Source organism: Asaia sp. VD9, from assembly GCF_037150015.1.
Classification (GTDB): Bacteria; Pseudomonadota; Alphaproteobacteria; order Acetobacterales; family Acetobacteraceae; genus Asaia.
In genome coordinates this window covers 1-20,619 of record NZ_JBBCQM010000018.1, presented here as the reverse complement: position 1 = coordinate 20,619, position 20,619 = coordinate 1, and the positions used below count along the sequence as shown (strand labels likewise).

General features: G+C 57.8%; 28 protein-coding genes. 25 read left to right on the top strand and 3 right to left on the bottom strand.

Annotation, left to right across the window (positions count from 1 at the left end; translation table 11 throughout):
• Nucleotides 1-71 precede the first annotated feature (71 nt).
• From WFJ47_RS15450 to WFJ47_RS15410, 10 genes are read left to right on the top strand one after another with little or no spacing between them, the layout of a single operon-like run.
• A complete protein-coding gene (locus WFJ47_RS15450; protein ID WP_336764181.1) occupies nt 72-518 on the top strand; it encodes a DUF4054 domain-containing protein in 447 nt (148 codons plus the stop codon).
• 8 nt (nt 519-526) lie between these two features.
• On the top strand, nt 527-1,075 hold the full coding sequence (locus tag WFJ47_RS15445) for a hypothetical protein (RefSeq protein ID WP_336764179.1): 549 nt from the start codon (nt 527-529) through the stop codon (nt 1,073-1,075).
• A complete protein-coding gene (locus WFJ47_RS15440) occupies nt 1,075-1,449 on the top strand; it encodes a hypothetical protein (protein WP_336764177.1) in 375 nt (124 codons plus the stop codon). Before WFJ47_RS15445 ends, WFJ47_RS15440 begins: the two co-directional genes overlap by 1 nt.
• Nucleotides 1,450-1,452: 3 nt before the next feature.
• Complete coding sequence (locus WFJ47_RS15435; protein ID WP_336764175.1) at nt 1,453-2,031, top strand: LIC_12616 family protein; 579 nt, start codon at nt 1,453-1,455, stop codon at nt 2,029-2,031.
• Nucleotides 2,028-3,146 (top strand): DUF3383 family protein, encoded by a 1,119-nt coding sequence (locus WFJ47_RS15430; protein WP_336764173.1) that lies wholly within the window; start codon nt 2,028-2,030, stop codon nt 3,144-3,146. Before WFJ47_RS15435 ends, WFJ47_RS15430 begins: the two co-directional genes overlap by 4 nt.
• An 11-nt stretch (nt 3,147-3,157) precedes the next feature.
• Nucleotides 3,158-3,610, top strand: coding sequence for a phage protein (locus WFJ47_RS15425; RefSeq protein ID WP_023977184.1), 453 nt, complete (start codon nt 3,158-3,160; stop codon nt 3,608-3,610).
• The gene (locus tag WFJ47_RS15420; protein ID WP_336764171.1) at nt 3,610-4,026 is read left to right on the top strand and encodes a phage tail assembly chaperone; all 417 of its coding nucleotides are present in this window, start codon (nt 3,610-3,612) and stop codon (nt 4,024-4,026) included. Before WFJ47_RS15425 ends, WFJ47_RS15420 begins: the two co-directional genes overlap by 1 nt.
• A 53-nt stretch (nt 4,027-4,079) precedes the next feature.
• Nucleotides 4,080-4,217 carry a DUF6889 family protein gene (locus tag WFJ47_RS16580; RefSeq protein ID WP_023977182.1) on the top strand — a complete coding sequence of 46 codons (138 nt, stop codon included), beginning with the start codon at nt 4,080-4,082 and terminating at the stop codon, nt 4,215-4,217.
• Nucleotides 4,218-4,219: 2 nt separating this feature from the next.
• Nucleotides 4,220-6,178, top strand: a complete 1,959-nt coding sequence (locus WFJ47_RS15415; RefSeq protein ID WP_336764170.1) for a hypothetical protein — start codon at nt 4,220-4,222, stop codon at nt 6,176-6,178.
• The gene (locus tag WFJ47_RS15410; protein ID WP_336764168.1) at nt 6,175-6,867 is read left to right on the top strand and encodes a phage baseplate protein; all 693 of its coding nucleotides are present in this window, start codon (nt 6,175-6,177) and stop codon (nt 6,865-6,867) included. Before WFJ47_RS15415 ends, WFJ47_RS15410 begins: the two co-directional genes overlap by 4 nt.
• Nucleotides 6,868-7,733: 866 nt before the next feature.
• On the opposite strand, the gene WFJ47_RS15405 is transcribed toward WFJ47_RS15410, so the two are convergent.
• From WFJ47_RS15405 to WFJ47_RS15395, 3 genes are all read right to left on the bottom strand, one after another.
• Nucleotides 7,734-8,789 (bottom strand): hypothetical protein, encoded by a 1,056-nt coding sequence (locus WFJ47_RS15405; protein ID WP_336764166.1) that lies wholly within the window; start codon nt 8,787-8,789, stop codon nt 7,734-7,736.
• 331 nt (nt 8,790-9,120) lie between these two features.
• Complete coding sequence (locus tag WFJ47_RS15400) at nt 9,121-9,978, bottom strand: hypothetical protein (protein ID WP_336764165.1); 858 nt, start codon at nt 9,976-9,978, stop codon at nt 9,121-9,123.
• Nucleotides 9,979-10,096: 118 nt separating this feature from the next.
• Entirely contained in the window at nt 10,097-10,555 is a 459-nt protein-coding gene (locus WFJ47_RS15395; RefSeq protein ID WP_336764163.1) for a hypothetical protein, read from the bottom strand.
• Nucleotides 10,556-10,939: 384 nt separating this feature from the next.
• Here WFJ47_RS15395 and WFJ47_RS15390 point away from each other — a divergent pair, with 384 nt between their 5' ends.
• The 15 genes from WFJ47_RS15390 (at nt 10,940) to WFJ47_RS15320 (ending at nt 20,519) form a co-directional block, all read left to right on the top strand.
• Nucleotides 10,940-11,209 (top strand): hypothetical protein, encoded by a 270-nt coding sequence (locus WFJ47_RS15390; RefSeq protein ID WP_336764161.1) that lies wholly within the window; start codon nt 10,940-10,942, stop codon nt 11,207-11,209.
• Complete coding sequence (locus tag WFJ47_RS15385) at nt 11,206-12,006, top strand: phage antirepressor KilAC domain-containing protein (protein WP_336764160.1); 801 nt, start codon at nt 11,206-11,208, stop codon at nt 12,004-12,006. The genes WFJ47_RS15390 and WFJ47_RS15385 overlap by 4 nt, the downstream gene beginning before the upstream one ends.
• The gene (locus WFJ47_RS15380) at nt 12,003-12,275 is read left to right on the top strand and encodes a hypothetical protein (RefSeq protein WP_336764159.1); all 273 of its coding nucleotides are present in this window, start codon (nt 12,003-12,005) and stop codon (nt 12,273-12,275) included. The genes WFJ47_RS15385 and WFJ47_RS15380 overlap by 4 nt, the downstream gene beginning before the upstream one ends.
• Nucleotides 12,276-12,462: 187 nt before the next feature.
• On the top strand, nt 12,463-12,783 hold the full coding sequence (locus tag WFJ47_RS15375; RefSeq protein ID WP_336764158.1) for a phage baseplate plug protein: 321 nt from the start codon (nt 12,463-12,465) through the stop codon (nt 12,781-12,783).
• The gene (locus tag WFJ47_RS15370) at nt 12,780-13,751 is read left to right on the top strand and encodes a hypothetical protein (RefSeq protein ID WP_336764156.1); all 972 of its coding nucleotides are present in this window, start codon (nt 12,780-12,782) and stop codon (nt 13,749-13,751) included. Before WFJ47_RS15375 ends, WFJ47_RS15370 begins: the two co-directional genes overlap by 4 nt.
• Nucleotides 13,751-14,419, top strand: a complete 669-nt coding sequence (locus tag WFJ47_RS15365; protein WP_336764154.1) for a Gp138 family membrane-puncturing spike protein — start codon at nt 13,751-13,753, stop codon at nt 14,417-14,419. Before WFJ47_RS15370 ends, WFJ47_RS15365 begins: the two co-directional genes overlap by 1 nt.
• A 3-nt stretch (nt 14,420-14,422) precedes the next feature.
• Nucleotides 14,423-14,770, top strand: a complete 348-nt coding sequence (locus tag WFJ47_RS15360; protein ID WP_336764152.1) for a hypothetical protein — start codon at nt 14,423-14,425, stop codon at nt 14,768-14,770.
• Nucleotides 14,770-15,972, top strand: a complete 1,203-nt coding sequence (locus WFJ47_RS15355) for a baseplate J/gp47 family protein (protein WP_336764151.1) — start codon at nt 14,770-14,772, stop codon at nt 15,970-15,972. The genes WFJ47_RS15360 and WFJ47_RS15355 overlap by 1 nt, the downstream gene beginning before the upstream one ends.
• Before the next feature lies 1 nt (nt 15,973).
• Nucleotides 15,974-16,540: a DUF2612 domain-containing protein gene (locus WFJ47_RS15350; protein WP_336764149.1), complete on the top strand. Its 567-nt coding sequence runs from the start codon at nt 15,974-15,976 to the stop codon at nt 16,538-16,540.
• 24 nt (nt 16,541-16,564) lie between these two features.
• Nucleotides 16,565-17,986, top strand: a complete 1,422-nt coding sequence (locus tag WFJ47_RS15345; protein WP_336764148.1) for a hypothetical protein — start codon at nt 16,565-16,567, stop codon at nt 17,984-17,986.
• A gap of 78 nt (nt 17,987-18,064) precedes the next feature.
• Nucleotides 18,065-18,304, top strand: coding sequence for a hypothetical protein (locus tag WFJ47_RS15340; protein WP_336764147.1), 240 nt, complete (start codon nt 18,065-18,067; stop codon nt 18,302-18,304).
• Nucleotides 18,301-18,816 carry a hypothetical protein gene (locus WFJ47_RS15335; protein ID WP_336764145.1) on the top strand — a complete coding sequence of 172 codons (516 nt, stop codon included), beginning with the start codon at nt 18,301-18,303 and terminating at the stop codon, nt 18,814-18,816. Before WFJ47_RS15340 ends, WFJ47_RS15335 begins: the two co-directional genes overlap by 4 nt.
• Complete coding sequence (locus WFJ47_RS15330; RefSeq protein WP_336764143.1) at nt 18,813-19,658, top strand: hypothetical protein; 846 nt, start codon at nt 18,813-18,815, stop codon at nt 19,656-19,658. Before WFJ47_RS15335 ends, WFJ47_RS15330 begins: the two co-directional genes overlap by 4 nt.
• Before the next feature lie 61 nt (nt 19,659-19,719).
• Nucleotides 19,720-20,031, top strand: coding sequence for a hypothetical protein (locus WFJ47_RS15325; RefSeq protein WP_336764141.1), 312 nt, complete (start codon nt 19,720-19,722; stop codon nt 20,029-20,031).
• Nucleotides 20,028-20,519, top strand: a complete 492-nt coding sequence (locus WFJ47_RS15320; RefSeq protein WP_336764139.1) for a lysozyme — start codon at nt 20,028-20,030, stop codon at nt 20,517-20,519. Before WFJ47_RS15325 ends, WFJ47_RS15320 begins: the two co-directional genes overlap by 4 nt.
• The last annotated feature ends 100 nt before the right edge of the window (nt 20,520-20,619 follow it).

Genomic DNA, 20,619 nt, shown 5'->3' with positions numbered 1-20,619 from the left:
CACTTCGGAAATCCAGTCGAACGGCTGTGCGGCCAGTCTTGCAGTCCCAAGCGCTTTCGAAGGAAAAGTCGATGCAGACACAGCCGAACCTAGGCCTGACCAGCAGCCAAGACGTCGTGGCGGGCGTCACAAACAGCGGCATGACCGCCTCGGATTTTCTCACCCTCTTTCCTGAATTCAGCGATGCTACGCGCTTTCCGACGCCGACCATCTCCTTATGGCTGCAGATAGGAAGGTCTTTCGTTGACGAGGCGCGATGGGGAGCAAGCACCAATCTCGGAATTGGTCTGTTCGTGGCTCATCAGCTGACTGTGGGCGCGCAGACTGCTGCGGCGGTTCAAGGAGGCGCGACACCAGGTGTGGGCGTCATCTCGTCCAAGAGTGTCGGCCCCCTGTCGAAGTCCTACGATACGTCGATCGGCGGTTATGACGACGCCGGGTTCTGGAATACGACATCCTATGGACGCCAATACTGGGCCTTCGTCAGCCTATTCGGGGCGGGAGGGACGCAGCTGTGAAAACGGGGGTGACAATCAAAGCCAATCGCCTGACCGAGATGCGAAAGGCTGTGACTGCGCTGACATCGAAACGCGTTCTCGTCGGCATCCCGGAAGAGAATGCTGAGAGAAATGAGGGCGGAGACGCAAGCAACGCGCTGATCGGATACGTGCTCGAAACCGGCGATCCCAGCCGCAATCTCCCCGCACGGCCATTCCTGGTGCCCGGCGTGGCAGAGGTGGAACAGCAGTCGATCAATCGGCTGCGCAAAGCAGGAGAAGCCGCGCTTCGTGGGGATGCTGCTGCCGTTGAGACGGCGCTGGCCGCTATCGGATTGAGCGCTGAAGCGGCGGTGAAAGACAAGATGGATGTGGGCCCCTTTGTTCCCCTTTCAGACGCCACACTCAAAGCCCGCATCAGAGCAAAGAAGGTGGGAGACACCGGCGCCTCTCAGGAACTTCAGAGCCGGCGCGCAGGAATGGCGCCCTCAACGGAACTAGCGCAGCCGCTTATCGACACCGGCGACCTGCAAGCCCACGTCACTTACGTGATCCGTGACATAAGGACGCGCCGATAATGCCCATGTTGGACGTCGCAGACCTGCTCGATGATCCGGACTTCTGTCAGACGATTATCGTGACGCGCATGCAGGATGGTACGGACGGTCGCGGAGAGGCGACAGTCGAGAAAACGACTTTCGAGTTTCACGGCGTCGCTGTGCCGATCACGTCCCAGGAGCTTCTGCGCCTACCTGATGCAGAACGGCTCTCCGGTGGTATTTCACTATATTCGCGCTTCAATCTTCTCGCTGGAGATGGGGCGCTCTCGGCGGACGAGATCATCGCCAACAACAAGACCTACACAGTCGTCTCGGTCGATGATTGGGGCGCTTTCGGTGCAGGGTTCTCTGTTGCGCGCTGCGCCCTCTTGGCGCTTCAGAACGAGGACTGATCTATGACCAGCGCGACCGGAGCCGTTCTTCCTTCTTCAGCCGAGAATATCGATCAGGATGCGGCACTCGATCTCCTGCTCGGCGATTTTGTCGCGGCGATTACCGGGTTGCCACGAGACTATGTGCGCAGGCGTTGGCAACCGCGCCCGCCCAAACAGCCTCCCCCAGATACCGACTGGTGTGCGCTCGGGGTTGTGAGCCAGTCTCATGACATTAATGCCTATCAGACGGTCAACCAGGACGGCAGCATTGATGTCGGCAGGCATGAGACATTCGAACTGCTCGCCTCATTCTATGGGCCGAACGGGGCGGGCTTTGCGTCTCGCCTGCGCGACGGACTGACGCTTGGCGTCAACCGAGGCGTTCTGCAGGCCAACGGCATGGCCATGCTGGACATCGGCCGCATCGATCGACTGCCGTCACTTGTCAATCAGCAGTGGTTGCCTCGAACAGACATACGCTTGCGGATCAGGCGCCATGCCGTCCGCACCTATCCGCTGCAGAGCGTTCTTTCCTCCGAGGGGACATTCCAGACGGAAACAACTACCGACACCTTCAACACGGAGAATGCTGCGTCATGAGCGCCGGATTGCCAGTATCAGACATCGTCAGCGTGACCGTCACGCTATCACCGACAGCCGCCGGAACGCGCAATTTCGGCGCACTCCTCGTGATTGGTTCCTCTGGCGTATTAGGCGCCACTGAAAACCTGCGCGCCTACACGTCCCTCGCCGCTCTTGCGGAGGATTTCGGCACGACAGTGCCGGAATATCTGGCGGGAGACATGTTCTTCTCGCAGTCGCCCCAGCCCTCGACGCTCTATGTGGGCGAAGAGCGTCAGGGAGAAGCACTCACCGATACGATCGCTCGTCTCGCAAGCGCTTCTGGAGACTGGTATGGCTGCGTGATCGCCCTCGCCACCGCGCCTGCCGATAGCGCAGTCGTCGCGGCTGCCCAGATGATAGAGGGGCTTTCCCCCTCACGCACGCTATTCGTGACGACGCAAGAGGCTGGCGCGATGGACCCCACATCGACCACCGACCTCGCGTATCTGCTTAAGCAGGCCAATCTGTCACGCACGGCTTGTCAGTATTCGAGCAGCAGCCCCTATGCAGCGGCATCCCTCTTCGGTCGCAATGCAACGGTGGACTATACGGCGAACAACTCGGTCATCACGCTTAAATTCAAGAGCGAGCCCGGGGTTGCTGCTGAGACGCTAAGCCAGACGCAAGCGAACGCGCTGGATGCGAAGAACTGCAATTACTTCGTCAACTACCAGAATGGCACCGCGATCATCCAGCAGGGCGTCATGTCGAATGGGACGTTCATCGACGTTCGCATCGGGGCAGATGCTTACCAGAATTCCCTCCAGACGGCAGGCTTCAACAGGCTCTACGCTGCGACCAAGATACCGCAGACAGACGCAGGCATGACGACGCTCAAGGCTGACTACGACAGCGTCTCACAAGCTTATGTCGCCAACGGATTCTTCGCGCCAGGCGTATGGGAGGGGCCGCCGATCGGGGCGATCAATACGGGCGATACGCTGACCGACGGCTATTACATCTACAAGCCCCCTATCGCATCCCAGAGCGCAGCTGATCGGGCCGCTCGCAAGGCCGTGACGATGCAGATTGCCTGTAAACTGGCGGGCGCGGTCCATTCTTCGAACGTGCTCGTCAACATCGTCAATTGAGGAACTGAAACATGGCTACTGGATCCACCTATTCGTTCCTCGACGTAACCGCGTCCATCGTCGGTGTCGGCCTTGCATGCTCTATGGGAAATGAGGCAGGCGCGAGCGAGGAAGGCATCTCAATCGAGATGGAAGGCGACAAAACGAACCTCACCGTCGGCGCTGATGGCTCCTATATGCACTCCCTTCACGCAGGCAATGCGGGGTCGGTCACTGTCCGACTTCTCAAGACAAGCCCCTACAATGCGATCCTGATGGCTGCTTACAATGCTCAGCGCATCACCTCGGCAGCGTGGGGCAAGAACGTGATCACGATCAACCAGAACAACTCAGACGACAGCATCGTCTGTGCTGGATGCGCTTTCACGCGTCAGCCCAACCTCGACTACGCTCAGGATGGCGGGACGGTCACGTGGGCATTCCGGTCCGGTAAAATCACTGGCTTCCTGGGGACTTACAGCTAATGGCCGATATCGAAATTGGTGAGAAGGCGTTCATCACGGGGCGCCTGAGCGCACGGCAGCAGTTCCATGTTGCGCGTCGTTTGGCCCCGCTCTTCGCCGCGATGGTCGGCAATGGCGGCAAGAGCGATCTGCCCGGAATTACCAGCAGCGGGGACGTCGACCTTTCGAAGGTCGCCTCCTCCATCGCAAACCTTTCCGACGCCGATTGTGACTATGTTCTCGATACGTGCTTGTCAGTCGTGAAATATCGAGACAACGGCACCGTTTGCAACGTCGCGCTGCCCGGCGGTCAGCTCCGCTACGACTGGATTGATATGCAGATGATGCTGCGTTTGGCCGGTGCCGTGGTGCAGGACAATCTGGCGGGTTTTATGCCCACCGCCCCGTCAGATTCGAACGACGCGGCGGTGGCCTAAGCTACGAGGCTGTCAGGCTCCCGGATGACGAAGACTACCTCCTTCGCCCGGTGATGACCCGCCATCTGCGCATCAGTGATCTGGACGACGGGTCAACTACCCTACTCCAGATCGCACTCTTGCATGACGCCTTGGACTGCCAGGCCGAAAACGAATTCCGGGCCAGTGAAGCCGCGCGAAAGAGAGACTGAATATGGCTGAAGCTGGTGTCATTCGAGAATTTCTGGTTAGCCTTGGCTGGTCGGTAGATCGAGCTGGCGAGCAGAGGTTCGAACAGGCACTCAAGGGCGCGCAGACTGCCGCTTTGGCTGTTGTCGGCTCGCTGACTGGCATTGTCGCTTCGGTCGCGAAGGTCGCACAGTCCTACGAGCAGCTTTACTACTCCAGCCAGCGCGCCCAATCCTCCGCACAGGGCATGCAGGCTTTTGCCTACGCGGTCGGGCAGATGGGAGGCAGCGCAGAGGCCGCTCGTGGCAGCCTTCAGGCCATGGGCAACTTCCTGCGCTCCAATCCGGGCGGTGAATCATTCATCGCACGCCTGGGCGTTCAGACCCGCGACACGCACGGTGAGCTGCGCGATACCGCCGATGTTATGCAGGATCTGGCGAAGCAGTTCCAAGCGGAGCCCTACTATCAAGCAAAAGCCCAGGCCGGGGTTCTGGGCATCGATGAAAACACGCTTCAGGCCATGCGGCGCGGGCTTGGTCAGTTCGGCAACGAGTACCGAGACATCTACCGCCGGGCTGGCGTCGATCAGAACCAGGCGGCGCGCTCGTCAGCGACGTTCATGCAGCAGCTTCGCTCGCTCGGCCTCGTTTTTCAGGCGCTGCGCGACAAGGTCGCCATTTCGCTCGAACGAGGCGTTGGGGGTGATATCGTCCGGTTCCGCAAGCTCATGCTCGATAACTTTGACCGCATAACCGATATCATCGTGCGCGCAACGCGCTTCGTTCTGGCCCTCGGAGACGCCCTAGCTCAGCTTTTCGGGCGCGGCGTCGGTATCCTCTCTGACCTGTGGGACCATTTCAACAACCTTGATCAGAGCACACGCACGTGGATCGTGACCATCGGCGCGCTTGGGGTTGCCTGGAGGCTGCTCAATAGAGGCTTCCTCGCAACGCCGCTCGGACGCTTGCTCGCGATCGGTGGAGCAATCATAGCCCTCTACGACGACTACAAGACGTGGAAGGCAGGCGGGACATCCCTGATCGATTGGGCGCAGTGGAAGCCCGGCATCGACGCCGCAATGGATGCCCTGCATCAGATTGGTGTGCTCTTCGATGACATGTGGCCCCGCGCTCAGCGCTGGCTCACGCCTCTCGTCACCTTCCTCCGCAACGAATTGCGCACCACGTTTTTGCAGACCGTTCATCTGATTGGTGGGGTGGCCAGGGCGCTCGATGATCTTCTTCATCGGCGCTTTGCTGCGGCGTGGAAGGATGTGAAGGAGACGAGAGCGGCCCTGCACGAGGACGCAGAGGACGAAGCGCCCGGACTCCAGAAGATGGTGAGAACCTACGGAAGCATGGTGGCGGATAAGCTGGGCATGCCTCGGGGAATAAGGAACAACAACCCAGGCAATTTGGTATTTGTTGGGCAGAAGGATGCGCACCTAGAAGCAGGCACGGCAGACCCTAGATTTGCAGAATTTGCGACACCTCAGGCCGGCCTGAACGCAATGGCGGACCAGCTTCGACTATACATGAGCCGGGATCACATCAACACGGTTAAGGGCATCATCTCCAAGTGGGCGCCTAGCTCGGATAACAACGACACAGCGAGCTACATCACCTCTGTGGCCAACGCTATGCACGTGAGCGCAACTCAGGCCCTAGATCCTGACAACGCCGGGCAACTCTCCGAGCTGATGCATGCAATCACGAAAAGAGAGAACGGATACGACCCATACAAGGACAAAGAATATCAGTTCGCTCTAAGTAGAATGGATCACGTTCAGCCTAGAGTTGATGAGCGGCCCAAAGCGCCTGAGACGACAAGCATCGCGAGCGCTAAGCCAGTAACGGTTACTCAAACCAACCACATCACGGTCAACGGCTCGCATAATCCTGAACAGACAGGGCAATCCATCCTGCGCGCTCAGAATCAGGCGAGTGCAAATCTTGTCCGCAACGCGAAAACGAGGCTCATGTGAGTGAAGCAATCTCAGCGATCGGGTCCGCCTTCGGGTTGGCCTCCCTTCTCTTCACGGGAAGCCGCTCAATCACCGGCGCTGGTGATGTCAATGATGAGAATGGGAACCCGGTGTCTCCAATCACCGTGATCCCTGACCTCGCCATCAGGGAGCGGCATCGTGATGCCCTTGGGATAACAGCGCAGCCAGTCCAGAAAGGGGCCGCGATCACGGACCACGCCTACAAGCTGCCAGCTGAGCTTGAGCTCGAATACGGTTGGTCCAATAGCAGCATTCAGGCGCTCACTTCGGACTTTACCGACTCAACATCAATCACCGGGTTGATGGACAACTTCGGCGAGGGCTATGTCAGGCAGGTCTATCAGACGCTCCTGCAGCTCCAGGAATCTCGTCAGCTCTGCACCATCGTCACGGGAAAGCGTCTCTACAAAAACATGCTGATCGCGGAGGTCAGCACCGAGACGACCGCAGACACCGCGTATTCGATGTTTGTGACATGCCGGTGTGTGGAGGTGTTCATTGTGAACACTCAAACTGCGAGTGTTGGAGCGCTGGAAAATCAGAAGAACCCGGCGGATACAGCGTCCGTGCAAAAAGGCGGAACTCGGGCGCTGATACCGGTCGCTAACCCGCCGCAGAGTCTTCTCAGCGTCGTCTTCGGTGGTGTCTCCGGTTTGGCAAGCCGCTAACGACTAGTTCGTTGAAAAGGTGTTGGTCGTCACCATATTCCCACCGCTATCTATAGTGCTAGGCAACTGATCGTCTGACCAAGTTGATCTGGACATTGCATCCAACACGCTTTGCTCAAAATCCCGCCGCCCACTTGAAGACAGGACGCGACACGCCTTTGCCCGCCACAAACGATCGTTCCCTTGAGCCATATTACAGGATGTTTGGACATATCCTGACACCCTGTCTTCGAGGGCTTCCTCCGGATACGCGGGCTTGCTCGGCGCCCCGCGGTACGCTCCATGCCGGTCGTCGTACTCTTTCTGGGCCTGCTTCTGCTCCAGCGCCCGGCCTTCGGATATGATGCACGTCGCTAAAGACGTGTAATAGAGTGCAAACCCGCGTGATTTCGCCTTTTCCTGGCAGTCCAATCTCACGGCCGCGGATGTTCGGCCCCATCGCTGCGACAACTCGCCTCGCAGTGTCGTTTCAGTGCTCATGCATATAGCATATTGCCTCTGACTGGGCATGCCCGAGCAAGCCGCCTTGATGTCAACCTTGGGAAAAGCGCGAGATGGGTCAGGGACAGAAACACCGGCAGGCATCGGCATCGCATCAACGATCGGATCGCCTGTGACCGAATGAGCTGCGCTATAAACGTTCGAGGGAACCATGCCGAGCGCCCAGGGAGAAAGCGACGGAGAGCCGGACAAGGGCGTCGGAGGCGTCTGGTATCCCTGCCCGCTCGCGGCGAACGAGATGCTGAAAGGTAGCCCTAAAGCGAGACTCAGTAGGCGACGTTTCATGTGCGCTCCAGCCAGCAAAGAAGGCCGCAATCATATCAGTAACAGTGCCGGGGAGCGAGACAAGATGGGGTACTGCGCCTTCAGGGGGCGCTCTGCTCGATCTTGTTTCTGATGGAAAGCACTGTTGCTGGTGACGCGCCGAACATGCGAGCGATCTGCCTCAGAGACATTGCCCTCCCTTTTTCCGTTTGAAGAATTCGTTCAATCTGAACACGCCTTTCTCGCGCGCTGAGGGGAGGCCTTGGATGTTCATTTTGAACATCCTCCCGTTGGCGGTAGCAGGGGTCCTCAACCTTACCGGCGGCACTTGCGCTCTGCACTCGCATTAAATCAGCAAGGAGCAGTTCAAGTTCGTAATCGTCGCGGTATCCCCTATTGGCAAGCCTTCGAGTACGATGGATTACGTCCTCCAAGGTCTCCGCAGGCATATCGCGGTCGGCCAGTTTTCTGATGAGCCAATCGCGCTGACTGACTGGCGGCTCGAACGTTTCCTCAATGGCGTCCCACGTCTCATATTTTGATACTAGCCACCGGGCGTGCCCGAGCGCATCCCAAACATCCGCCTCTGCCATTGCCTCCGCCAACGTTTGTGGCATTGGGACCGCGCCCTTGATTGCGTCCAAGATGTCATCTGCCCAATCGCCCAAGTCTCCTCTGGAGCGGCCCCGCCAATTGACGAATTCGTATCCCGGATGGCTTGTCTTATCGACAAAGCGCCATGGCTTGACGCTTTCTAAGATCGCCTCTTCCATTGCGTTCAACTTGAACACCTGCTCCGAGGAGCCAAATCGGGCAAGAATCTCTTCGTATTCGGCCTTATGCTCAGCCTGCCACTTCGCATGCCAAGATTTCCTTTCAGCCTCGCGCGCCTCTTCTTCCCGACGTTGTAGATCCTCCTTCTCGCGGCGCACCTGGTCTTCCCACTGATCATACCAATCGGGCGGCGTCGTTGTCTTTCGACGAGTGCCTTTGCGTTTGAGAAGCTTAGGAACATCAGAGAGCGAGTGTCCGTGTCTCTCGAGCAGCTTCTCGGCGTGACCTCGCGCGTTGTCACGCTCACCCTCCGTGCTACCGGACACCACCAACGCCCAGATCGCGCGCAAGCGTTCGATGTTGATTTTTTCGGAAGCTGCCACCGGAATCCCCCATATGTTCAATTTGAACAGTAGCGGACCCCGTTCAAAATGGGCACTCGAAATCGCATTGCTTATCGCTCGCTCGCGAGTGCATGCCTCAGAGTCAGACGCGCTTACTCGCCAGTCCGCGATCATTGACAACGAGTTTCCAGGCGGTGATCTTACTCCCGTGCGCTGCTCTCTAGCCGCAAGGCAGATCAGCATCTAAGACCTTCCTGGAAGGCCGTCGTGCCGCCGAGCCATAACAAGCTTTGGTGCGACGTAGAGAAGGCCCGGCGAAAGCCGGGCTTTTTCGTTTGTACGGACGAATTTCGTACGCACAAACTCACCCTCAATTCAGATACTTCACCACCACGAAGGTCGGGGCGACCGTCTGCGCGCCTAGGACAGAGGTGTAGGTGATGGGATCGCTTCCGACGACAAGAGCGCGGCTTCCGTACTTCAAATGACCTTTCGGATCATTGAAGATTGCCGGATAGACTTCTGCGGTCCCTGGCATGGCGTTTGTGATGAGAAGCGTGTGCTCATCCAGCCACTGCTTTTGCCCCCAGCGAACCGCAATAGTGGTTGTGAAGCACTTGCCCTTGGGGGCGTATGGATCATCAAAAGCCGCCACCAACGGTAGATCAGTCGGCGCCCCGCCGCAGGCCTTGACTACCTCTGAGCCATATTGCCCAATCGCTCCCAAGGTCTCAGCCTCGACCTTCTTTTTTGCGGCCAAATCCGTGTAATCACGATAAAGCGCCGTGGCGTTGCTGCCTCGATGGACGGCAGCCGCCTCACGATAGATCTCCTGATCAGGCAAGGACTCCCTTGGGGGATTCTGAGCAATTGCGTCGAACACCGCCCTTAGGTCATCAGCAGCAAAGCCGTATTGCTGCCCCGCCCGGTAATATTCCCCAACGGTGGATGGCGGCATCTTCGTGTGTTCGCCCGTGATCGACATCCATTTTATGGCCTCATCGCCACTAGGTAGGCCCGCCGCCATAAGTTGGTCGCGCTCTTCCGGCGTGAACCCATTCCTCGCCCAACCATTTTGAGACATGGGATAGGCTTGGGGGCTGAAGCCGTTGGACGCATCTCCGTTTGCGTAATCGGCCTTGTCTTGCGCCATTGTCGGCGGGGTAGAGAGCGCAAGGAAGATCCCGCAAGCGAGAATTGGACGACGAATTGTGATTGAATACGACATGTGCCCGCACATCTCCCCAGCGATTGTAAGATGATGCCACATTCTTGCCGGGTTTGGTATGCGAGTTCTATCCTAGCGTCCGGTTTCGTCAGCCAGTCTCAGTCCGGTTCAGGGCCGGTTAGAATGGGATTTCTGCATCCAGATCATCCGACGGTTTTGATACGTTGCGCTTAGGTTTGAGCGGCCATTGCGTTAGGTCATAAAACCTCCCATCTTCATCGGAAGTGCCTATCGCCATTGTGCCGTCGCGCGATATTTGCCCGACTTCGTTCGACCTTGTTTGGAACGTCAAGGTGCTATCACCTATCTCGATCTGCTTGACGAGGATGTGGCCGCTGAGAACGTCCCTCGCGAGAGCCCGGAGATCTCGATCCCGCTGAAATTGTGCTCTTGCTTGCTTCATAATGTCTTCGACGGAATCGCGAGCCTGGAGGGCTTCGCTCAGCAGACGCCGGACTGCCTCAACCTCCGACGCTATGCCATTGTCGCTCTGATAGGCCCGGACGCGCTCAAGCAGCTCCACGGGCAAAACGTGTATGCGTCGTTCTGTCGTAGCTTTCTCGGGTGACTGAGCCATAGTCGTCTCCTGACATTCGCGTTCTTAGCGACTCAGCACGTGGTTGCGTGACATTGCAATTGACATCACAGTTCATACATGCATTATTCATCGACGTGGGCCAATCTTGGCGCCACTTCGGAGGACAGCACATTGGCCGCGGTAAAAGGATATGGCAACGGATGCATATCGAAGGAGCCTATTAAGCGTTTCCCTTTACGCATCGGGGCGTCGGTTTGCGAACGGATTGACGCATACGGGATCCCTTCCGGTTGTCGTAGCCGGAATGAAGCAATTACTCGCCTGATCGAAATCGGGCTCAAATTTTCGGAAAAGCAGGCATCGGGGCACGTCGCCAAACAATCCCCCGATGCCTCTGAACAATGACCCAGAAAGGACACTGCGATGACCGCAGATAGCACGAATACGCCTGATGGCGCAAAGCCTTTGGCGGATGCAGACTGGCTCGCCTCCCTGTCGCATGAGGCGCTTACCAAGGAAGCCATACGCCGCAACCAGGTGATCGCCGAGATCGTGGTGGCCTGCAAGATGAGGGCCGAAGGCGAATACGCTGCCGCTGACTTCGATAAGGAGGTCGCAGAGATCCTTGAGGGTGATGGTTGGTTTTCATCTTCTGTTCTGCTCGAGCGCTTTCGTAAAGGAGACGTGGCATGACCGAAATCATGATCTGCAATCAACCGGTCAGCGTGCTGGAATATGCAGGGCAGCGCGTCGTCACCCTCGCAATGGTCGATGCAGTGCACCAGCGTCCGGAAGGGACGGCACGCAAGCGATTCAATGACAACAAGACGCGCTTTGTCGAAGGGGAGGATTACTTCGTCCGAAATTCGGACGAAGCCCGAGAGTTGGGCTTTACGGCTCCTAAGGGATTGGTCCTGATTACAGAGTCCGGTTATCCCATGCTGGCTAAGTCGTTCAAAGACGATCTCGCGTGGCAGGTGCAGCGGCAGCTAGTGAACGGGTACTTCCGCAAGGCAGAGGAACCCAAGTCAGTCGACCCGATGATTCTGCTTAACGACCCGGCAGCGATGAGGGCTGCCCTTCTCGGCTACACTGAGAAGGTTATCGCGCTCGAAAGTGTCAACGCCGAGCTTCTACCCAAAGCGGAGGCCCTAAACACACTCGCCTCCCTCAAGGGGTTTCACACGCTCACTCAGTCTGCGAAGTCATGCGGATGGCCCCGTGACGAATTCATCCAGGAATGCAACGCGCGTCACTGGATCTATCGCGATAAGGCGAAGAAAATCTGGATGGGCTATGCCGACAAAGAGAAAGCGGGCCTGCTCGACTATAAGCCTTTCGAGTACACGAGCAGCGATGGCCACGTGAAGGCAAAGCCTCAAGTCGTATTCACCGCTCGGGGCCTGGCAAAGATCAAGCTGCTTATTGGTGTCTATCCCGGCAAGAGTGCCCCCGTCCCTTTCTCCCGCCCGAAGGAGGCAGCGTCATGAGCGCGCTGGCGGTATCTGCGGCCTCGACAACTGACGACATGGCGCCTGAGGATATTGGAAAATGCTTGGGCGATATCATCACGGTTGAGTTGAGGCTGCGCAAGGAAGCCGACGTCGCCAATCTCGATAATTGCGAGCGAACGCTTCGGAGAGCCGCCCGAATGCTCACCGATCTATGGGAGAGCACACAGAGAGAGCGCGGAAGGCGCGCAGGTATTGAGGCGAGTGCTTCAAAGAGCCCTGCCCTCGCTTCTCCTTGCCCCGCTTGACCAAACTCCCTACTGTGATCTGGTCTGATGCCAGACTGACGCCCCCATGGTTCGCCCTGGGGGCTTTTTTCGTTTTGGAGCCCCGGACCCGCGCAACGGGCTGATTTTGCAAACGCGATATAACTCTGTACTTTGGTCAAGCAGCGGGTTATCTAACCCTAGTCTCCCAAAAATGCGTGGTATGCCTATGGCGACGTCCTTCTATGAAGTGCCGCTCGTTAGCGCGCCGCAATCGTTCTCGACGGATTTCAACGGCTCGACCTACAGCCTACGGTTCACCTTCCAGAACGTCGACCAAGGCGGCTGGCTGCTCGACATATATGACACGTCGGCCAATCCGATCGTGGTGGGCATTCCCCTCGTAACCGGCGCTGATCTCCTCGCTCAATATGCCTATCTGGGCTTGGGAGTAAGCTTGTATCTTGTAACCGACGGCGATTCAGATGCGGTGCCCACATTTGCTGATCTGGGCGTCGCGTCACATCTATATTTGGCGGTTACGTCATGAGCGGTACTCGGCAGTACTTGCGCGTCTGCTCGCTGCAAGTAGCTGGGCAGTCCGGATCAGGTATAGAGTTGTCTGCATTGCGGGTGACTTTTCAGATCACTCACGGCACTCAGCAAACGCCACGCGTCTTGCAAGCGAGGGTCTATAATCCCAGCCCATCGACCATACAGGCTATCGAAAAGCAATTCACCCGAGTGGTATTATCAGCGGGCTATCAGGGCAACGCCGCCACGATTTTCTCGGGAACGATTGCTCAGACCCGACACGGGCGCGAAAACCCGGTGGACACGTTCATTGATATCTTTGCATCGAGCAATGAACAATCTTACGCCACCGCCACGACCCAGCAGGTTCTTGCCCCGGGGTGGCAATGGAAAGACGTCCAGTCGCAGGCCGTGACAGATATGGCTGATGATAACATCACCGCAGGCGCTTTCCCTGAGATATCTGGATCGGGAGCGCGCCCCAAGGTGATGTACGGTATGACGCGCGACATTTGCCGCGTTGCTGGAACAAGTACGGGCAGCGCCTGGAATGTGTCGGATGGAGCGTTAAATTTCAATCAGATCACCGCAATGCAAAAGGGCGCAGGCGGCAAAAGCATCGCATTGACACCAAAGTCTGGGTTGGTCGGCATTCCAGTGCAAGTTCCCGGCGGCGTACAGGCGACATGCCTTCTAAACCCGGACCTGCAAGTTGGCGTGAATGTGACGCTAAACGACAGTCTGGTTTTAGGGCAGCAAGCGGACCTCTCATACGGGGCGACCGACGGGGGCAATTTTGAGTACACCACTGACAATGGAGTCACACGCCGGACCGTTGTGGGCCTCTCGCCGACCGGATCTTATAGTGTTGTTTTCGTGGAACATATTGGGGATACGCGCGGCGACCCTTGGTATTCTACCATAACCTGCATAGCGACCGACGTGTCGGCGGTTCAATCGCGTTCGTTGTTGGGGGCGTTTTGATGACCGATATCCGAGAGCGTTATTCCGACAGAGAAGAAGAGGCGCGGATATGGCTGGACAGTCTCCAGGCGCGCATGTGGACGGCGCTACCGGGCATAATTCAGGGGGTTACGTTCGACAATGGCGCCCCCTACGCCTCGGTCGCCCTTGCGGCAAAAGGAACCGCGGTAGACGATGATGGGTCGATCAGTTCTCACGATCTGCCCGGCCTTCCCCACTGCCCGCTTTACTTCCCAAGGGGGGGCGGATTCAGCCTTACGTTTCCTGTAAAACAAGGAGACGAATGTCTGGTCATCTTCGCGTCAAGGTCCATCGACGACTGGTGGCAAAGCGGAAAGGGACAGACGCCCTATGATCTTCGACAGCACGATCTCTCTGACGGGATAGCTTTCGTTGGGCTGACGAGCTCTGCCCGCCCGTTGCCGGGCATTTCAGAGCAGGCCGCTCAACTACGTTCCGATGATGGAGGCGCGGTCATCGACCTCCAGAACGATGCGATTACGATGACGGTTGGCAGCTGCGTTATGCGGCTTACCTCATCCGGATTGACCGTAAGCGGCGGCACAGTTTCCTCAGATAGCGATGTCCTAGCCAAAGGCATCTCCCTGTCGGGCCATGTTCATCCTGGCGTGCAGTCGGGCAGTGCAACGACACAAAAGCCGGAGTAGTTCATGCGCCTGCGAATGATGGATGCCAACGGCGATATGCAGTTCGGCATCGGTCAAGCCGCGTTTGAGCAGAACACCGCCGCTGCGGTCGGGCAGTTAGTCGAAACCCGCTTGAAACTGTGGCTGGGCGAATGGTTCGCGGATACCTCTGATGGCGTGCCATGGTCCACGCGAGTCTTAGGGCGTGGAACCACCCCCACATACGACTCAGTCATTCAAGAGCGCATTCTCGAAACCCCGGGCGTGCAAGCGATTACCTCTTACCGTAGTACGCTAGTCAATCGCGCTCTGACCATCTCAGCAACGGTGCGGACACTGTATGGCAGCACCAATATCTCGACGGGCACCTGATGGCTTCCACCTCAAACATCTCGCAGCTCGCATGCACTGTGAGCGCTCAAGGTATCAGTGCGCCCGATTATGAAACCATCTTTGCGCGCTTGGCTGCACTCTATCAGGGGATTTTCGGATCTGATGTCGTGCTCGACAACAGCACGCAGGATGGCCAGTGGATTGGTATCATTGCCCAGGCCATCAATGCCTCCAACGCCTCGATGATAGCGGCATTCAACAGCTTTTCGCCAGCTACAGCGCAGGGCGTAGGCCTATCTTCCGTGGTCAAGATCAATGGGCTGACGAGATCAGTGCCGAGCTTCTCTACTTGCGACGTCATCATCACCGGAACGGTCGGCAAGACTATTTCAGGCGGAAGTGTGCGAGATACCATCTTTGGATACACATGGTCGCTCCCAACCGTTGTGGTAATTCCGTCTTCTGGCTCAGCAACCGTGACGGCCACCTGCACCACTGTTGGTGCAATTTCGCTCGGCCCTGGCACGCTGACAGTCATCAACACCCCAACGTTGGGCTGGTCAAACGTCACGAATGTTTCGTCATCCGCTCCGGGCAGTCCGACACAATCCGATGCTTCCCTGAGAGTTCAGCAGGCATCCAGCACAATGCTTCCCAGTCAAACGGTCATGGATGGGCTGTTGGGTGCCCTTCTTGCCCTTCCTGGCGTTTCAGTCGCCGAAGGGTACGAGAACGATACCGCGAAGACAGACAGCAACGGCATACCGGCGAACAGCATTGCCGTTGTCGTTGAGGGGGGAGATGCCTCAGCGATTGCCACGATTATCGCCAATAAGAAAACCATGGGGACGCCGACCTACGGTACGACAACGGAAACGATAACAGACAGCGCCGGCATCAGCAGGACAATCAATTTCTTTCGTCCCGCTTCGTATCCTATCGCTGTCCAGTTAAATCTTACGGCCCTCTCTGGGTACACCGACGCGATAGGCAGCATGATAGCCGCTCAGATTTCGGCTTATATTGAGGCGCAGACTGCGGGGAGCACGATATATACGACGCGCCTCTACGCGCAGGCATCCCTGCCAGATGGAACAGGCGGTTTAACCTACGACTTGAGCTCTATTCAGATGGCCGCAAACGGCGGTGCGATGTCGACTAATAACGTGGTTGTTCCTTTCAACGCGCTGCCCTCTTGTCCGACTTCGAGCGTGAACATCGTAGCATCTGGGACCACCTGAAATGTCCAGCGTCAGCGACTTCATTGCGCTAATCACTTCTGAACATCAGAGCAGCCCGAAGTTTGTCGCGACCATCGTGGCGAGCGTGGAGGGCTTTGTTGATCAAATCAATGTGGCCTCATCGGCAAGCGAGTTTTACGATCTTGATAATGCCGTGGGTGCTCAGCTCGATGCAGTCGGCCTCTGGGTTGGAATCTCGCGCTATGCTGCCCTTCCGATAGAGCAGTACTTCTCATGGGATACGAATGGCCTCGGATGGGATCAGGGGATTTGGTACCAGATCGGCGACCCTGAAACGGAGGTTACGACGTTGGTAGACGCCGATTATCGGCAGGTAATTCGCGCCAAGATACTCTGCAATCAATGGGACGGCTCTCTGCCGACCGCCTTAACGATCGTCCAAACGGCGATAGGCAACAACGCGATACCCATTTCCGTAACCGAGCGATCTATGGCCGTCAATTTCGCGGTCGAGGCACCAATCTCTCGTGTACTGCAGGCCATACTTGAAGGCGGCTACCTCCCCATTAGGCCCATGGGGGTGAACGTCACCTTCACATTCAACTGACAACTAACTTGCTGGAGATGGCTTATGGCTGGCTCAAATGGATTCCTGCCGTTTGCCTTTGGGGCGAGCGCTAATGTCCTTACAGACGCAGCATATCAATCGGCGCTCGCCGCCAATGGCCAATACGCCAACGGTGTTGTCCAAGGTCAAGCCTCTAGCCAGCAGGCGAACAAGACCTGGCTGCAGGGCACCTTGATGGCCGCAGTCCTTGGCCAGATCATTGCTGATATGGGGCAGAACGCGAGCGATAGTCAGAGCATCGCGACCCTCGAGCAGAATCTGATCGCAGCTCTAAGACGTTCAAGCCTTGTGCTGCCATACGACGGTTCTTTCGCGAACAAAGTTGGTGGCTACCCCTCCAAAACGATCGTCGCCGACCCCACCACTCTCGGCGTCTTCTGGGTTTCGACTGCCGACAACAACCTGACCACGCCGGGCGCTCAGGGTGCGTCGTGGGTCAACCTGTTCGCAGGACTTGTGGCCAATGCTGGCGGGAATCTGGGGGGCATCGTCAATGCAGGCATAGACGTCCCGACTGGCAGTCCGGCCTTTCTGGACGGCAAGGGGAATTGGCACGTAGTGCAACCAGCCGGGAATTACCAAGCCGCCGGTAGTTATCTCGTCACCAATATAAACACTACTCAGACGGTGCGGGGGCCAGTAGGGTTCTCGGGTACCACGACTGCACCGACAGTCGCCAATGGCGATAAAAGCACAAATATTGCCACAACAGCCTTTGCAACGCCGGGCAAGCTGGTGTCGCTGGCCTCCTTCATCTCGAGTTCTGGCACCTATACGCCTCCCCGCCAGGATAAAAATCTGATCTTCCGTATCCGCGCTGTCGCAGGTGGCGGCGGTGGCGCAAGCACGCCACAGATGAACGCCTATGAAGGGGCGTCTGGTGGTGGGGGCGGTAGTGGTTCCAGTTTCGAGGGCTGGTTTACCTGGGACCAGTTATTTGCCAGCGGTGCCACCAATCTTTGGGTGGGAATAGGCGGAGGAGGGACGCCAGGCAGCGCTGGCGGGAATACCACGGTAGGCGCATTCATCACCTGCTATGGTGGATATGCAGCCGGGGTGGCCAATGGCGGCGGGTATTCTACTATTGGGCCACCTGGCGGCGGTGGGGGGATGCCTAGCTTCTCGAATGGATATAGAACGCTTGTATTTGCTGGTAGTGGGCAATGCGGGCAGGCGGGGTTCTGTACTAACCCTCAAAGCGGTGCGTATTTTTATAGCCTAAGTGGCGCTGGCGGGAACACCCAATTCGGTGCTGGCGGGGGGTCGGTAGGCGCATGGCAAAGTGGTCTGTTTGGAAATTACGGCGGAGGTGGCGGTGGCGCCTGCTCCAATAGAGCTACATCCGGAACCTCCCCAGCAATGACTGGCGGAACGGGCGGATGGGGAATGGTCTTCATCGAAGCTTATGAAGCACTGCCCTACTGACCAGGAAACCGGTCATCGATTCTTCAACTGGCAGTTCGTCTTCGCTCTCAACAGACACGGTTAGGCAGAGGATTAGAAATGTCTGATACATCTTCGAATACATCCCAAACCATTCAGCCCGCGCCACAATATGCGATCGTCAACGCCAGCAACGTTGTCGTGAATCGCATCATCTGGGATGGACAGGGCGATATCTGGCTCTTTGAGGGGGAGCGCTACGTCCTTGATGAGTCGTCTGCCTACCCCATCGGGAGCACCTACACGGGAGCGACCGAGCCGAGCGTCGCGCCCCATTATTACGGCGCGGCACCAGAATGACCTGGCGCCCATCAGCGCGGATCGTGCGCCCCGGCGGATGTGCGACAGCGAATCTGCGTGGAATGGCCCTGCAACCTCTGCTTGCGTGGCCTGACAGCAACCTCAACGGCGGCGCTGATTACAGCGTCGATTTCTCGGGACTCCTTGCTCCGGGTGAAACAATCCAGGCTTTTGCCTTTGATACGGGAGGCGTTGGCACGCAGGCATGGAGCTATCTGAGCGGCACAACGGCGACGGCTTGGCTCTCATGGGCGCAGGCTGGCAGCATAGCGGTCAATGTCTGCGCACTGAGCAGTTCCGGCGCCACCTATCAAGTCGCAGTGTCGATCTCGGTGAGCGCAACACCGGCCCTGATTGCCGCCTCACCGCCGACTGCGCCCGGCGCTGATATCAGTGCAGTCAACAGCGCCACGATGACGGCCTGGCTGGCCACCCTGCCGACCTCAGCCCCCGCAACGGGCGGCTGGTGGAACAATGCAAACATCCCCTCATACAAAGAGCCGGAATCATGAGACGCGTTGTCGCGCTATCGGTCCTCCTTCCCTCTCTGGCCTGGGCTCAGAGCACAAAGCCGCAATTCGTGCCTCCCAATGGTCTGCCACTGGATACGCCGCTTGGGACGGCGCGCAACGCAGACGGATCGGGTGTCGTCACCTTCGCGACAATGCAGGCCGGAATTGCTGGCGCAGTAACGCAGTCCCAACTGGCAGGCGCTCTCACCGCATATCTGACTTCTGAGGCGGCAGCGGCGACCTATGCAACATCGACCTATGTTGACGCAGCCGTTCAGACGGAAACGTCGCGCGCTAAAGAAGCAGAACAGGCGAATGCTTCCGACATAGCCGGAATCAAGTCGGATTACATCACGTCCAGTATGCTGGATAGCACTCTTGGCGGCTACGTCACTGGCGCTGCCCTTAACTCTGCGCTCTCTACCTACCTTACGCAAGCCCAGGCTACGTCCACCTATCTTACGCAATCTCAGGCTACTTCCACGTATCTTCCCCTGGCAGGAGGATCTTTATCTGGTGCCCTTAACACCCAGCAGATCACCATTTCACGAGGGGATATTGTTCTTACCGGAGGCGGCAGCGTTCTGCTTTTCAGTGGAGGCCGCACGGGGGCATATTTTTCAACCAATTCCTTCGGGGATTTGGTTATCAACACTGCGGTTGGCGGTGGTGGCGGCATCCGAATGATACCGACGACCTTTGCAAGCCTGCCGTCATCGCCGCCAGCAGGCACTGAGCATTACTGCTCTGACTGCTACATCGGCAGCGGCGCCAAAGGCGTCAACGTGCTTTACAATGGCACCGCGTGGACCGGTGTTTCCGGCGCAGCGATATCACATTAGCCGCCCATTTTCTCAAATCTTCAGCCGCCCCTCACCGGGCGGCTTTTTTATTGGAGGCGACATGAGCGCCGTATCTGATGCCGTTCCTATCGATACCCTTGCCGATCACGGGCGCCGCCTGAGCGCGGTCGAGGGAGCCATTGTCGAGATCCGTCTCGAACATCGCTCGCTGTCTGACAAGCTGATGCAGATGCACGGCGAGAACAAGGCCAGCGCGGAAGCTCGTGAGAAAGCAACCCTGAGTGCGATCGGGGCCGTGGCGATCAAGGTCGAAAAGCTCGGTGATCTCAGGGGATGGGCGAAATGGGCGCTCGTCGTCACGGGCATCGCGTTCGGCTATGCGAGCGCTCATTTTGCGGGGTGGGTGCAATGACCGGCATCGACATCGCACTCGCGCTGATATCGCGCGACGACTTCGAAGGGCTGAGCCTCAAGCCCTATCTCTGCCCGGCCAATTACTGGACCATTGGCTACGGCAATCGCTTCCTCGGTGATGGCACGCCTGTTACGGCGACGACGAAGCCGATCACCCAGGCGCAGGCCCTCGACCTTCTGCAGAACACGGTCATGACCCTGCAAGCGAAGCTGCGCGCGTTCGTGACCGTCCCGCTGACGGATTACCAGGAGGGCGCCCTGCTCTCCTGGCAGTTCAATGTCGGCACCAACGCGGCCAAGGGCTCGACCCTCGTGCGCCGCCTGAACCAGCGCCTCTACAGCTCGGCCGCACAGCAATTCCTCGTCTGGGACAAGGCCACGGTGAACGGACAACTTATCGTCCTGCCGGGGCTTCAGCGCCGCCGCAAGATCGAAAGCGGCGTGTTCCTCGGGCGCGGCATCCCCACAACCGGAGTATCCGAATGAACTTCGACTGGCAGACGATCTTCGAGACCGTCCTCCCCTTCCTGCCTGCCTCTCTCGCCGGTGACGCGACGACGATCCTCACCTTTGTCGTGGCTCTGGC